The organism is Pseudomonas sp. GW821-FHT01A09 (assembly GCF_058986725.1).
In genome coordinates, this window is the sequence record NZ_JBYSWB010000031.1 from 65,809 (window position 1) to 78,446 (window position 12,638).

The 12,638-nt window shown below is 62.5% G+C and carries 15 protein-coding genes; 10 read left to right on the forward strand and 5 right to left on the reverse strand.

The features are described from left to right. Positions 1-46: 46 nt before the first annotated feature. Together AC3WJP_RS25440 and AC3WJP_RS25445 are read right to left on the reverse strand one after the other, a co-directional pair. Positions 47-766 carry a L,D-transpeptidase family protein gene (locus AC3WJP_RS25440; protein WP_493723621.1) on the reverse strand — a complete coding sequence of 240 codons (720 nt, stop codon included), beginning with the start codon at positions 764-766 and terminating at the stop codon, positions 47-49. Positions 767-804: 38 nt separating this feature from the next. After that, positions 805-1,365, reverse strand: coding sequence for an NUDIX hydrolase (locus AC3WJP_RS25445; protein ID WP_493723622.1), 561 nt, complete (start codon positions 1,363-1,365; stop codon positions 805-807). Between the two features lie 252 nt (positions 1,366-1,617). Between AC3WJP_RS25445 and AC3WJP_RS25450 the strand changes: the two genes are divergently transcribed. From AC3WJP_RS25450 to purT, 5 genes are all read left to right on the forward strand, one after another. Then, complete coding sequence (locus AC3WJP_RS25450) at positions 1,618-2,217, forward strand: CoA pyrophosphatase (protein WP_493723623.1); 600 nt, start codon at positions 1,618-1,620, stop codon at positions 2,215-2,217. A gap of 23 nt (positions 2,218-2,240) precedes the next feature. Next, positions 2,241-2,768, forward strand: coding sequence for a gamma carbonic anhydrase family protein (locus AC3WJP_RS25455; protein ID WP_493723624.1), 528 nt, complete (start codon positions 2,241-2,243; stop codon positions 2,766-2,768). After that, entirely contained in the window at positions 2,765-2,965 is a 201-nt protein-coding gene (locus AC3WJP_RS25460) for a DUF1289 domain-containing protein (protein WP_493723625.1), read from the forward strand. The genes AC3WJP_RS25455 and AC3WJP_RS25460 overlap by 4 nt, the downstream gene beginning before the upstream one ends. Before the next feature lie 157 nt (positions 2,966-3,122). Continuing rightward, positions 3,123-3,590 carry a preQ0 transporter gene (locus tag AC3WJP_RS25465; RefSeq protein WP_493723634.1) on the forward strand — a complete coding sequence of 156 codons (468 nt, stop codon included), beginning with the start codon at positions 3,123-3,125 and terminating at the stop codon, positions 3,588-3,590. Between the two features lie 89 nt (positions 3,591-3,679). Then, entirely contained in the window at positions 3,680-4,861 is a 1,182-nt protein-coding gene (gene purT / locus AC3WJP_RS25470) for a formate-dependent phosphoribosylglycinamide formyltransferase (RefSeq protein ID WP_493723626.1), read from the forward strand. Positions 4,862-4,974: 113 nt separating this feature from the next. Here purT and AC3WJP_RS25475 read toward each other — a convergent pair whose 3' ends face one another. The 3 genes from AC3WJP_RS25475 to AC3WJP_RS25485 form a co-directional block, all read right to left on the reverse strand. Further along, positions 4,975-6,291: an MFS transporter gene (locus AC3WJP_RS25475; protein WP_493723627.1), complete on the reverse strand. Its 1,317-nt coding sequence runs from the start codon at positions 6,289-6,291 to the stop codon at positions 4,975-4,977. A 385-nt stretch (positions 6,292-6,676) separates the two neighbouring features. Then, positions 6,677-7,918 (reverse strand): transporter associated domain-containing protein, encoded by a 1,242-nt coding sequence (locus AC3WJP_RS25480; RefSeq protein WP_493723628.1) that lies wholly within the window; start codon positions 7,916-7,918, stop codon positions 6,677-6,679. A gap of 9 nt (positions 7,919-7,927) precedes the next feature. After that, positions 7,928-8,740, reverse strand: a complete 813-nt coding sequence (locus tag AC3WJP_RS25485; RefSeq protein WP_493723629.1) for a cytochrome C assembly family protein — start codon at positions 8,738-8,740, stop codon at positions 7,928-7,930. A gap of 198 nt (positions 8,741-8,938) precedes the next feature. On the opposite strand from AC3WJP_RS25485, the gene ffh reads away from it, so the two are divergent. From ffh to rplS, 5 genes are all read left to right on the forward strand, one after another. After that, the gene (gene ffh, locus AC3WJP_RS25490; RefSeq protein WP_493723630.1) at positions 8,939-10,318 is read left to right on the forward strand and encodes a signal recognition particle protein; all 1,380 of its coding nucleotides are present in this window, start codon (positions 8,939-8,941) and stop codon (positions 10,316-10,318) included. A 249-nt stretch (positions 10,319-10,567) separates the two neighbouring features. Beyond that, a complete protein-coding gene (rpsP, locus tag AC3WJP_RS25495) occupies positions 10,568-10,819 on the forward strand; it encodes a 30S ribosomal protein S16 (protein ID WP_226503186.1) in 252 nt (83 codons plus the stop codon). 5 nt (positions 10,820-10,824) lie between these two features. After that, entirely contained in the window at positions 10,825-11,364 is a 540-nt protein-coding gene (gene rimM, locus AC3WJP_RS25500) for a ribosome maturation factor RimM (protein WP_493723631.1), read from the forward strand. Between the two features lie 3 nt (positions 11,365-11,367). Continuing rightward, positions 11,368-12,120: a tRNA (guanosine(37)-N1)-methyltransferase TrmD gene (gene trmD, locus AC3WJP_RS25505; RefSeq protein ID WP_493723632.1), complete on the forward strand. Its 753-nt coding sequence runs from the start codon at positions 11,368-11,370 to the stop codon at positions 12,118-12,120. A 42-nt stretch (positions 12,121-12,162) separates the two neighbouring features. After that, positions 12,163-12,513, forward strand: a complete 351-nt coding sequence (gene rplS / locus AC3WJP_RS25510) for a 50S ribosomal protein L19 (RefSeq protein ID WP_027902605.1) — start codon at positions 12,163-12,165, stop codon at positions 12,511-12,513. The last annotated feature ends 125 nt before the right edge of the window (positions 12,514-12,638 follow it).

The window sequence follows — 12,638 nt, forward strand, 5'->3', positions numbered from 1 at the left end:
CAATGGGTTCAATCCAGGATGGCCCTCGACACAGGGCGGCGGTTGCTCAGGGGCGGATTTCGATCATCGTGCCGTCCTTGACCAGCGACCATACTTCGCGCATATCGGCGTTGTTCATGGCGATGCAGCCATCGGTCCAGTCCAGGGAGGCGAAGTACCATTCCGGGTAATCGTCGCTGATCGGCGTGCCATGGATCATGATCATGCCGCCGGGGTTGGTGCCTTCCCGACGGGCGCGGGCGGCGTCATCGATATTGGGGTAGGACACGTGCATGGCCAGGTTGAAGCGGTCGCTGGTCTTGCGCCAGTCGAGCCAGTAGAAGCCCTCGGGGGTGCGGCGGTCGCCTTCGGCGAGCTTGGGGCCGCGGGGCTGCTTGCCCAGGGAAATCTTGTAGGCCTTGACCGGTTCGCCGTGGCTCATCAGTTCGAGGCGATGGGCCGATTTGATCACCAGCACCTTGTCGATGGTGATATCGGCCAGCGCCCGGGCAGGGGTGACGGGCTGTGGCAGGGTGGTCGCAGGGGCGAAGGCCACCGAGGGCACTACCGCTTTGACGGTCGGTGCAGAAGCTGCCGCGCCTGGAACTGCGAGCCGAGCAGGAGGCGGTGCCGGAACGACGCGTTGCTGGGTGGCAGGTTGCTGGGCGGCAGGGGAGGGCGCCGGCTGCGCCACCGAGGTGACAGGCCTCTTGATTACCGTGACGGTGAGCTCTGCGCAGGCGAGCGCCGGAACAGACAGACAAAGCAGGGCAAGCAACCAGCGCATGGAACGACATCCTGAATGAATACGCGCCCCGCAGGGCGTCAGGTAGGGCTGCCCGACGACGCGGCGAGCAGAGGGGGCAATGATTCGTTTCGAACCGGATAGTGATCCCCCAGCCGGTCGGCGAAGTAGCATTCTAGGGTACGTCCGACGGTTGGAAAAGCTAGATCCGACCAGGGAATTTCACTTTGCTTGAACAGGCGGGTTTCGAGGCTTTCGCTGCCCACGGCGAAATCCAGATCGGCCAGCGTGGCGCGGAAGAACACATGCACCTGGCTGATATGCGGCAGGTCGAACAGCGTGTAGAGCGCCAGGTCGCTCACGCGGGCGCAGGCTTCTTCGTCGGTTTCCCGACAGGCGGCCTGTTCCAGGGTCTCGCCGTTCTCCATGAACCCCGCAGGCAGGGTCCAGAACCCGTACCGCGGCTCGATGGCGCGCCGGCACAGCAGCACCTGATCGCCCCAGATCGGCAGGCAACCGGCGACTATATTGGGGTTCTGGTAATGGATGCAGTGGCAGTGCTCGCACACGAAGCGCAGCCGGTTGTCGCCTTCAGGGATCAACTGGCTGACGGGATGGGCGCACTGGCTGCAGAATTTCATGGAAGGCCTCCGGGTCGATGCGCCTATCTTGGCGCCTGCCGGTGCTTCCCCGCAAGCCGCCCCGGCCCTTTCGCGGGCAAGCCCGGCTCCCACAGGTGTGCGCCGCTGGAACTGTAGACTCTGTGGGAGCAAGGCTTGCCCGCGAAAGGGCCGGAAAGGGCAGCGAAGATCCTGGCATGGCGAGCAAACAGCACTTGGGCGCCGCGTCGCTTTGGTGCATCATGCAGGGCAAGCAACGCATTGAGAGAAGCCATGCTGGACGAGCTACTTCGCCGTGTAAGCAGTCATACGCCGCGCACCCTGGAGACGGATCAGCGTTTTCCCGAGGCCGCCGTTTTATTGCCCATCACTCGTGGAGACACGCCCGAACTGGTACTCACCCTGCGCGCCAAGGGGCTATCCACCCATGGTGGTGAAGTCGCCTTTCCCGGCGGCCGTCGCGACCCTGAAGACCCGGACCTGATGTACACCGCCCTGCGCGAAGCCGAAGAGGAAATCGGCCTGCCGCCCGGTCTGGTGGAAATCGTCGGACCCCTGAGCCCGCTGGTGTCCAAGCATGGCATCAAGGTCACGCCCTTCGTGGGCATCATCCCCGACTTCGTCGAATACCGCGCCAACGATGCCGAGATCGCCGCGGTCTTCAGCGTGCCGCTGGAATTCTTTCGCCAGGATCCGCGCGAGCACACCCACCGTATCGATTACGCCGGACAGAGTTGGTATGTGCCCAGCTATCGGTATGACGGCTACAAGATCTGGGGCCTGTCGGCGATCATGATCGTCGAATTGATGAACCTGCTGTATGACGCCGATATCAGCCTGCACCGTCCGCCTGCGCACTTCACGCCGGTGTGACGCTTCGACCGAGGAATCTCTCCATGATCTACCGCCTGGGCGATGACGCTCCCGAACTCGACGCCAGCAGCTGGACTGCGCCCAGTGCCACGCTGATCGGCAAGGTGCGCCTGCAAGCCGGCGCCAGCGTGTGGTTCGGCGCTGTGTTGCGCGGCGATAACGAGCTGATCGATATCGGTGTGAACAGCAATGTGCAGGATGGCACGGTGATGCATACCGACGAGGGCGTGCCCTTGACCATAGGTACCGGTGTGACCATCGGCCACAACGCCATGTTGCATGGCTGCACCGTTGGGGATTACAGCCTGATCGGCATCAATGCGGTCATCCTCAATGGTGCGAAGATCGGCAAGCATTGCATCATCGGCGCCAACTCGTTGATCGCCGAGGGCAAGGAAATCCCCGATGGTTCGCTGGTGATGGGCTCCCCCGGCAAAGTGGTGCGCGAGTTGACCGAGGTCCAGAAGCAAGGCCTGCGGCTCTCGGCCCAGCATTACGTCGACAATGCCCGGCGCTACGCCCGCGATCTCAAACCCGTGGACCCGGCATGAACACTGAGCGCGAACGCCCGGTCGCCTCGCCCTGCATCAGCGTCTGCGCGCTGGATGACCACGACATGTGCACCGGTTGCCAGCGCACCGCGGCGGAGATCACCCGTTGGGGGCGTATGGACAACACCGAGCGGCGTGCAGTATTGGCTCAGTGCCACGAGCGGGCGAGGACGCAGGGGTTGCTGTTCAGTCAGTGACATCGGTGTGGAACGGGCCGTCCCTGTCGCGGGCAAGCCTTGCTCCCACAGTAGCGAGTCGTGCACCGGTGGGAGCAAGGCTTGCCCGCGATGAGGCCCTGGAGCCAAGCGCACAGGTGTAAACTGGATACCTTTCTCGTTGCCTGCCCACAATCCCATGCCCTTTCTGATCGCTTATATCGCCAGCGTCGTGCTGATCAACTACGCTTTTTCTGCGGCGCCGCATCTGGATGTCATCTGGTCGGCCTGGGGCGGGCTGGTGTTCGTCTTGCGCGACATGGTCCAGACCCGCTTCGGTCACGGCACCTTCCTGGCGATGCTGGCAGCACTGGTGCTGTCCTATGTCACCTCCGACCCTGCCATCGCGCTGGCCAGCGCCACCGCCTTCGGGCTCTCGGAGCTGATCGACTGGCTGGTGTTTTCCATTACCAGGCGACCGCTGCATGACCGCCTGTGGCTGAGTTCGGCGCTGAGCATCCCGCTGGATACTTTCATCTTCTTCGGCATGATCGGCGCCCTGACCCCGGCCGTGGTCGGCACCGCGCTGGCGTCCAAGTTCGCCGGCGTCAGCGTGGTGTGGATGGCCATGCACTGGCGAGCGCGCAAAAACGTCGCCAGCCGCTGAACAGCGGATGCCCGGTCATGTAAAATGCCGGCCTTTATCGGGTGGCTGCCTTGCGCCCGCGACCCCTCCTTATTGTTCGAGGACCTGAAATGACCCGTATCGGAACCCCCCTGTCGCCGACCGCGACCCGCGTCTTGCTGTGTGGCTCAGGCGAGTTGGGCAAGGAAGTGGTGATCGAACTGCAACGCCTGGGTGTCGAGGTGATTGCCGTCGATCGCTATGCCGATGCGCCAGCCATGCAGGTCGCGCACCGCAGCCACGTTATCAACATGCTCGACGGCGCCGCCCTGCGCGCAGTGATCGAGGCTGAGAAGCCCCATTACATCGTCCCGGAAATCGAAGCCATCGCCACCGCCACCCTGGTGGAGCTGGAGGCCGAAGGCTATACGGTGATCCCGACCGCGCGGGCCACGCAGCTGACCATGAACCGCGAAGGCATCCGCCGTCTGGCCGCTGAAGAGCTGGACCTGCCGACCTCGCCTTATCACTTCGCCGACACCTTCGAAGACTACCGCGCCGCGGTCCTGGACCTGGGCTTCCCGTGCGTGGTCAAGCCGGTGATGAGCTCCTCGGGCAAGGGCCAGAGCCTGCTCAAAGGCGAGGACGACATTCAAACGGCGTGGGATTACGCCCAGGAAGGCGGGCGGGCCGGCAAGGGGCGGGTAATCATCGAGGGCTTCATCGATTTCGATTACGAAATCACCCTGCTGACCGTTCGCCATGTTGGCGGCACCACCTTCTGCGCGCCGGTCGGACATCGCCAGGAGAAGGGCGATTACCAGGAATCCTGGCAGCCTCAAGCGATGAGCCCGGTGGCGCTGGCGGAATCCGAGCGCGTCGCGCGCGCGGTGACCGAGGCCTTGGGTGGTCGCGGGCTATTCGGCGTCGAGCTGTTCATCAAGGGTGATCAGGTGTGGTTCAGCGAAGTGTCGCCGCGCCCGCATGACACCGGCCTGGTGACCTTGATCTCTCAGGACCTGCCGCAGTTCGCCCTGCACGCGCGGGCCATCCTCGGTTTGCCGATCCCGGTGATCCGTCAGTTCGGGCCATCGGCTTCGGCGGTGATCCTGGTGGAAGGGCAGTCGACACAGACGGCTTTTGCCAACTTGGGCGAGGCATTGAGCGAGCCGGATACCATGCTGCGGTTGTTCGGCAAGCCGCAGGTCAACGGTCAGCGCCGCATGGGTGTGGCGCTGGCCCGTGACGAGTCGATCGAAGCGGCACGCGCCAAGGCGACCCGCGCGGCTCAGGCAGTCAAGGTAGAGCTGTAACAGCCGCACCTGACCCTGTAGCGAGGGGGCTTGCCCCCGAAAATCCTGTCAGCGACACCTGTGTCACTGGCCGGGTCTTTCGGGGGCAAGCCCCCTCGCTACATTGACGGTGGTCAGCCAACCTGGCTCAAATTCTCATCCCGCGTTTCCTTCAGGCACAGCACCGCCAGCACGCTCAGCACTGCCGCTGCCGACACGTACCCGCCGACATAACTCAAGCCGCCGATCGCCACCAGCTTCTGCGCAAAGAACGGTGCGGCCGAGGCGCCGACTATCCCGCCGATGTTGTACGCCGCCGAGGCGCCGGTGTAGCGCACGTGAGTAGGGAACAGTTCCGGCAGCAGGGCGCCCATGGGCGCGAAGGTCGCCCCCATCAAGAACAGAGAAACGCTCAGGAATACCAGCACCCCCGCCGTCGAGCCTTGAGTCAGCAACGGCTCCATGGTGAAGCCGCTCGCTACCGCCAGCAGACCGCTGACGATCAGCACCGGCTTGCGTCCGTAACGGTCGCTCAGCCAGGCCGACAGTGGCGTCGCCGCCGCCATGAACAGTACCGCAAAGCACAGCATTGCCAGGAAGCCCTCGCGGGTATAACCCAGGGTTGACACCCCGTAGCTCAATGAAAATACCGTCGAGATGTAAAACAGCGCATAGCACACCACCATGGAGGCAGCGCCCAGCACCATCGGCTGCCAATGCTGGCTGAACAGCTCGACCACCGGCATCTTGACTCGCTCGCGACGGGCGACGGCCTTGGCGAAGATCGGTGTCTCCTCGAGCTTCAAGCGCACATACAGGCCCAGCATCACCAACACTGCGCTGAGCAGAAACGGCAAGCGCCAGCCCCAGCTGCGGAACTGTTCGTCGCTCAGACCCACCGCCAGGGTGAGGAACAAGCCGTTGGCCAGCAGGAAGCCGATCGACGGCCCCAGTTGCGGGAACATGCCAAACCAGGCGCGCTTGCCCTTGGGGGCGTTCTCGGTAGCCAGCAGCGCCGCGCCACCCCATTCACCGCCCAGCCCCAGGCCCTGGCCGAAGCGCAGTACACACAGCAGGATCGGCGCCCAGGCGCCAATGGCGTCGTAGCCGGGCAGGGCGCCGATCAGCGTGGTGCACACGCCCATCAGCAGGAGGGAGGCCACCAGCGTCGACTTGCGGCCGATACGGTCGCCAAAGTGACCGAACAGCGCCGAGCCCAGGGGCCTGGCGAGAAAGGCGATGCCGAAGGTCAAGAACGCCGAGAGCATCTGCGCGGTGCCGGACGTCTGCGGGAAGAACACCGGGCCGATCACCAGGGCGGCGGCGGTGGCGTACACATAAAAATCATAGAACTCGATGGCCGTGCCGATGAAACTGGCAGTGGCGACGCGCGCGGCGGAGTTGGCCGGTGGCGCGGCGCTGGCCTCGTTATGGAGGGTCTGGCTGGTCATGCGGATATCCCTAGGCAGTCGTGCTGCGGCGAAGACGCCTGGGCGCAAGGCCGGGCTTCGCAGCAGCGGATTGTTATGGTTGTGGTGCGGGACAGGCGCCCCGGGGATGGGGGCGGGCGCGGGCCAGGCTCGGGATGGGAGCGGCTGGCGGCAAGCATGCGCACGAACTGTCAGGCGGGCTGACTGGCCGGATCACGTCAAGTGCGGGTGGGCACAGGTGCCGGCGGGCTGGGTAAGCGCCTCGATTATAGGAACGCCACCGCTCTGGATCAACGCTTTGTGGCCCAACAAGGCGCTAAACCCCGTGGCGAGGGGGCTCGCTCCCGAAAATCGTATCAGCGACACCTCTGTCACTGGCCTGCTCAGTTGGGGGCAAGCCCCCTCGCTACAGTGCTGGTGGCAGGCTGCTGGTGTGCCATACCAGCACGCGCGAGACGCGGTTGTCCTCGGTTTCGAGGATCTCCAGGCGATAGCGCCCCAGCTTCAGGCACACGCTGCTCTCCGGGATGCTTTCCAGCGCCTCGGTGATCAAACCGTTGAGGGTCTTGGGGCCATCGCTGGGCAGGTGCCAGCCCAGGCTGCGGTTGAGGTCGCGCAGCGAGGCCGCGCCGTCGATGACGAAGCGCCCGTCGGCCTGCGGATGAATATGAGGATTGTCCTCGGCGTGCTCGTCTTCGAACTCGCCGACGATTTCTTCGAGAATGTCTTCCAGCGTCACCAGCCCCAGCACTTCGCCGTACTCGTCTACCACCACGCCCAGGCGCCGTTGTTGCTTGTGGAAGTTCAGCAGCTGCATCTGCAGCGGCGTGCTTTCCGGCACGAAGTAGGCTTCGTAGCAGGCGCCGAGCAAGGCTTCCAGGGTCAATTCGCGGCGTGGCAGCAGGTGGCTGATCTGGCGGGTGTTGAGCACGCGCTCGACCAGATTGATGTCGCTGTGGAACACCGGCAGGCGCGTATGGCGGCTGGCGATCAATTGATCGGTGATTTCTTCGATGGAGTCGTCGAGGTTGATGCCGTCGACATCGTTGCGTGGCACCAGGATGTCGTTGACGGTGATCTTGTCCAGTGCATGCAGGGTATTGATCAGGTGCGGCTTGTTGGCCCGCGCTTCGCTAGACAGCTCGTCCAGCACCGAGCGCGGTGACGGCGCATCGTGATCGGTGCTGCCGTTTTCGCTCTTGACCTTGAAGGGCTGCGCCAGCAGCCGCGCGAAGCCCGCCAGCACCCAGGCAATCGGGTACAGCAGTTTGAGCGGCAAGCGCAGCAAGGTATTGCCCAGCAAGATGAACGCTTCGGGGTTGCGCCGGGCAAGCTGGCGCGGCAGAAATTCGGCGACGATAAGCAGCACGGCGGCGATGATCAAGGCCCCCACCCAGGCACCGCGATCGCCCCACAGGTACATGCCCAACGTGGTGCTCAGGGTGATGGTGATGATCTTGCAGACCGTGACGCACAGCACCAGGCTGTCGAGCGGCGCGTGCAGGGTCGGCGTTTCCGGGGCCTTGCGCTTGCCCTTGGCGCGTTGATTGAGCTGGTGCTGGGCGGCTTCCACCGCAGTGAACAGCGCGGCCCAGAGCAAGGCCAGCGCCAACAGGCAGAAGAGGGGAGCCAGAGGCAAAGTGTCCATGATCCGCCGTCAGATGTGCAGGATGTATTCGCGTACCAGCTTGCTGCCGAAGTACGCCAACATCAAAAGGCAGAAGCCCGAGAGGGTCCAGCGGATCGCCTTGTGGCCGCGCCAGCCGAGGCGGTTGCGCCCCCACAGCAGCACGCTGAAGACGATCCAGGCGAGGCAGGCGAGCAGGGTCTTGTGCACCAGGTGCTGGGCGAACAGGTTCTCGACGAACAGCCAGCCGGACACCAACGACATCGACAGCAGTGCCCAGCCGGCCCACAGAAAGCCGAACAGCAGGCTTTCCATGGTTTGCAGCGGCGGGAAGTTCTTGATCAGGCCTTTTGGGTGCTTGTGCTTGAGCTGATGGTTTTGCAACAGCAGCAGCAAGGCCTGCACCACGGCGATGGTGAACATGCCGTAGGCCAGCAGCGACAGCAGGATGTGCGCGAGGATGCCGGGCTCTTCATCGATGAACGGTACGGTGCCCTTGGGCACGAACTGGGTCAGCAGCACCGTGATGATCCCCAGCGGGAACAGCAGAATGAGCAGGTTGTGCACCGGCAGGCTGAAACAGGCTACCAGCGTCAGGGCGATGACCGCCGCGGCAATCAGGCTGGCCGAGTTGAGAAAGTCCAGGCTCAGCCCGTGCGCGGTCCACAGCTGAGGAAACAGCGCCGTGCCGTGGGCGAGCACCGCCAGGGTGCCGAGCACGAACAGCAGTCGCCGGCTGGCCTTTTCGCCCTGGCCAAGGCGCAACGCTTGATAGACGGTCGCAGCGGCATATAAAAGGGCGGCGGCGAGGCTGGGTAACAGGCTGGGTGACAAGGGGGGCATAAGTCCTGACGAGCGGGCTCTAAAGGCGCGAGTTTGGCATAGAAAGCGCGCCGGACGAAAGACTGCACTCACCGGCAGTGTCGGCCGGCCTCAGTCTTGGTTATAATCGCCGACCTGCCCTTGGAGCGGGCCCCTTGAGTGCGCTCGAGCCACCCGCTACCAAAACCTCGGTTCAACCGAACCTGTATAGGATCGCGCATGTTTGAAAATCTAACCGACCGGCTCTCACAGACGCTTCGCCATGTCACCGGCAAGGCCAAGCTGAATGAGGACAACATCAAGGACACGCTGCGCGAAGTGCGTATGGCGCTGCTCGAGGCCGACGTCGCCTTGCCGGTGGTCAAGGACTTCGTCAACGCCGTCAAGGAACGCGCCGTCGGCACCGAGGTGTCGCGCAGCCTGACGCCAGGGCAGGCGTTCGTGAAGATCGTCCAGGCCGAGCTCGAAAGCCTGATGGGCGCCGCCAACGAAGACCTGGTGCTCAACGTCACGCCGCCAGCGGTCATTCTCATGGCCGGTTTGCAAGGTGCGGGTAAAACCACCACCGCTGGCAAGCTGGCGCGCTTTCTCAAAGAGCGCAAGAAGAAGACCGTGATGCTGGTATCGGCGGACATCTACCGTCCGGCGGCCATCAAGCAACTCGAAACCCTGGCCACCGACATTGGCGTGACCTTCTTCCCCTCCGACCTGAGCCAGAAGCCCGTCGACATCGCCAACGCGGCGATTCGTGAGGCCAAGCTCAAGTTCATCGACGTGGTCATCCTCGATACCGCCGGTCGCCTGCACATCGACGCCGAAATGATGGCCGAGATCCAGGCCTTGCACGCAGCGGTCAAGCCGGCCGAGACGCTGTTCGTGGTCGACGCCATGACCGGCCAGGACGCCGCCAACACCGCCAAGGCCTTCGGCGACGCCCTGCCGCTGACCGGTGTGGTGCTGACCAAGGTCGACGGCGATGCTCGTGGCGGTGCCGCACTGTCGGTGCGTGCCATCACCGGCAAGCCGATCAAGTTCATCGGTATGGGCGAGAAGAGCGAAGCGCTCGAGCCGTTCCACCCTGACCGTATCGCCTCGCGCATCCTCGGCATGGGCGACGTGCTCAGCCTGATCGAACAGGCCGAGCAGAACCTCGACAAGGACAAGGCCGACAAGCTCGCCAAGAAGCTCAAGAAGGGCAAGGGCTTCGACCTCGAAGACTTCCGCGACCAACTCGTGCAGATGAAAGGCATGGGCGGCCTCGGTGGTCTGATGGACAAGCTGCCGACCATGGGCGGCGTCAATCTGGCACAGATGGGCAACGCCCAGAGTGCCGCCGAGAAGCAGTTCAAGCAGATGGAAGCCATCATCAACTCCATGACCCCGGCCGAGCGCCGCGACCCTGACCTGATCAGCGGTTCGCGCAAGCGCCGGATCGCCATGGGTTCCGGTACTCAGGTGCAGGACATCGGTCGCTTGATCAAGCAGCACAAGCAGATGCAGAAGATGATGAAGAAGTTCTCCACCAAAGGCGGCATGGCCAAGATGATGCGCGGCATGGGCAGCATGATGCCTGGCGGCGGTGGCATGCCGAGGATGTAAAGTATTCGGTTCGATGGCGCTGCTACTGGCGCTGTCGAACGATAGACTCGCCTCGTGCGGGTCGGCCGGCCCAAGGGCCAAAACCCGTTGCATGCAACGGTTTATCGGCAAGTCAGCACTGCGCGCCTGATCCTGCGGAAAAAGGCTTTGCAAAAGTCCGTGTATTCCTTGAGAATATGCGGCCTTTCGGGCACCCGTGTGCCCGCTGTGCATTATGATTTGCAGCACCGACTACAGGAACGATGTTCAATGCTAACCATTCGTCTGGCTCGTGGCGGCTCCAAAAAGCGCCCATTCTACCAACTGACCGTAACCGACTCGCGTAACCCACGTGACGGTTCGCACAAAGAACAGGTTGGTTTCTTCAACCCTGTTGCTCGTGGTCAGGAAATCCGTCTGTCCGTGAACCAAGAGCGCGTCAACCACTGGTTGAGCGTTGGTGCACAACCTTCTGAGCGCGTTGCTCAGTTGTTGAAGGAAGCTGCCAAGGCTGCGGCCTGAGCAATATGAACGCGACGCCCGATTGCGCTGATGACTTGATCGTCGTCGGCAAGATTTTCTCGGTACACGGCGTTCGCGGCGAGGTGAAGGTCTTTTCCTTTACCGATCCGATAGAAAACCTGCTCGATTACAAGACCTGGACGCTCAAGCGTGATGGCGTTGTAGTCAAACAGGTAGAGCTGGTCAGTGGCCGTTCCACTCAAAAGGATCTGGTCGCCAAGCTCAAAGGCCTCGACGATCGCGACGAAGCTCGTCTTCTGTCCGGTTACGAGATATGCATCTCGCGTAGCCTTTTGCCCAACCTGGCTGAAGACGAGTACTACTGGTACCAGCTTCAAGGCCTGAAAGTCATCGATCTGCAGGAGCAACTGCTCGGCACCATCGATCACCTGTTGGAGACCGGCGCTAATGATGTGATGGTGGTGAAGCCCTGCGCGGGCAGCCTGGATGATCGTGAACGCCTGTTGCCCTATACGGCGCAATGCGTGTTGAAGGTCGATCTGGCCGCTGGCGAGATGAGGGTTGATTGGGATGCGGACTTCTAAGCGATGGCCAGCCTTCGTGTAGAAGTGATTACCCTGTTCCCCGAGATGTTCTCGGCCATCAGTGAGTACGGCATTACCAGCCGCGCGGTAAAGCAGGGGTTGATGCAACTGACCTGCTGGAATCCGCGGGACTACACCACGGATCGCCACCATACGGTGGATGACCGGCCCTTTGGGGGCGGCCCCGGGATGGTAATGAAGATCAAGCCTCTGGAAGACGCTCTGGCCCAGGCCAAAAGCGCAGCAGGGGAAGCGGCGAAGGTGATCTACCTGTCGCCACAAGGCCGACCGTTGTCACAAGGTGCGGTGCAGGAACTGGCTAAATCGGAGTCGTTGATTCTGATCGCCGGGCGGTATGAAGGCGTTGACGAGCGGTTCATTCAGGCTCATGTCGACGAAGAGTGGTCGATTGGAGATTACGTGCTGTCTGGCGGCGAGCTGCCAGCCATGGTCTTGATCGATGCGGTTACACGACTGCTGCCCGGAGCTTTGGGGCATGCGGACTCGGCGCAGGAAGATTCCTTCACCGATGGTCTGCTGGATTGCCCGCACTACACCCGACCTGAGGTGTATGCGGATCAGCGTGTTCCCGACGTGTTGCTGAGTGGCAATCACGCACATATCCGGCGCTGGCGTTTGCAGCAGTCCCTTGGGCGGACCTACGAACGACGTGCCGATCTTCTGGAAAGACGCTCGCTTTCTGGAGAAGAGAACAAGCTGCTCACGGAATATCTTCGTGAGCGGGACGATAGTTAACGTATCGATGGTAAATCGAGAGATTTTCCTTAGGAGCACAGCATGACCAACAAAATCATCCTTGCACTCGAAGCAGAGCAGATGACCAAAGAGATCCCTACCTTTGCCCCAGGCGACACCGTTGTCGTCCAGGTGAAAGTGAAGGAAGGCGATCGTGCACGTCTGCAGGCGTTCGAAGGCGTTGTTATCGCCAAGCGCAACCGCGGCGTGAACAGTGCGTTCACCGTACGTAAAATCTCCAACGGTGTTGGCGTAGAGCGTACTTTCCAGACCTACAGCCCGCAAATCGACAGCCTGGCCGTGAAACGTCGTGGTGACGTGCGTAAAGCCAAGCTGTACTACCTGCGTGACCTGTCTGGTAAAGCCGCACGTATCAAGGAAAAACTGTCCTGAGTGCAGTTTTGATCTGATAAAAAAGCAGCCTTCGGGCTGCTTTTTTTGTGGTGCGCCAGGCATGGCGCGTTGCGCGTAAGCGCAACCAGCTTGGCTGTGGTGGCCACGCTGGTGACTTGGAGGTG

Bases quoted from the DNA above. Each gene is read 5' to 3' on its own strand.
- ffh (WP_493723630.1), top strand. From the start codon at position 8,939: ATGTTTGAAAATCTAACCGACCGGCTCTCACAGACGCTTCGCCATGTC.
- rplS (WP_027902605.1), top strand. From the start codon at position 12,163: ATGACCAACAAAATCATCCTTGCACTCGAAGCAGAGCAGATGACCAAA.
- AC3WJP_RS25460 (WP_493723625.1), top strand. From the start codon at position 2,765: ATGAACACTGAGCGCGAACGCCCGGTCGCCTCGCCCTGCATCAGCGTC.
- AC3WJP_RS25465 (WP_493723634.1), top strand. From the start codon at position 3,123: ATGCCCTTTCTGATCGCTTATATCGCCAGCGTCGTGCTGATCAACTAC.
- AC3WJP_RS25440 (WP_493723621.1), bottom strand. From the start codon at position 766: ATGCGCTGGTTGCTTGCCCTGCTTTGTCTGTCTGTTCCGGCGCTCGCC.
- AC3WJP_RS25445 (WP_493723622.1), bottom strand. From the start codon at position 1,365: ATGAAATTCTGCAGCCAGTGCGCCCATCCCGTCAGCCAGTTGATCCCT.
- AC3WJP_RS25450 (WP_493723623.1), top strand. From the start codon at position 1,618: ATGCTGGACGAGCTACTTCGCCGTGTAAGCAGTCATACGCCGCGCACC.
- AC3WJP_RS25485 (WP_493723629.1), bottom strand. From the start codon at position 8,740: ATGCCCCCCTTGTCACCCAGCCTGTTACCCAGCCTCGCCGCCGCCCTT.
- AC3WJP_RS25480 (WP_493723628.1), bottom strand. From the start codon at position 7,918: ATGGACACTTTGCCTCTGGCTCCCCTCTTCTGCCTGTTGGCGCTGGCC.
- rpsP (WP_226503186.1), top strand. From the start codon at position 10,568: ATGCTAACCATTCGTCTGGCTCGTGGCGGCTCCAAAAAGCGCCCATTC.
- rimM (WP_493723631.1), top strand. From the start codon at position 10,825: ATGAACGCGACGCCCGATTGCGCTGATGACTTGATCGTCGTCGGCAAG.
- AC3WJP_RS25455 (WP_493723624.1), top strand. From the start codon at position 2,241: ATGATCTACCGCCTGGGCGATGACGCTCCCGAACTCGACGCCAGCAGC.
- AC3WJP_RS25475 (WP_493723627.1), bottom strand. From the start codon at position 6,291: ATGACCAGCCAGACCCTCCATAACGAGGCCAGCGCCGCGCCACCGGCC.
- trmD (WP_493723632.1), top strand. From the start codon at position 11,368: ATGGCCAGCCTTCGTGTAGAAGTGATTACCCTGTTCCCCGAGATGTTC.
- purT (WP_493723626.1), top strand. From the start codon at position 3,680: ATGACCCGTATCGGAACCCCCCTGTCGCCGACCGCGACCCGCGTCTTG.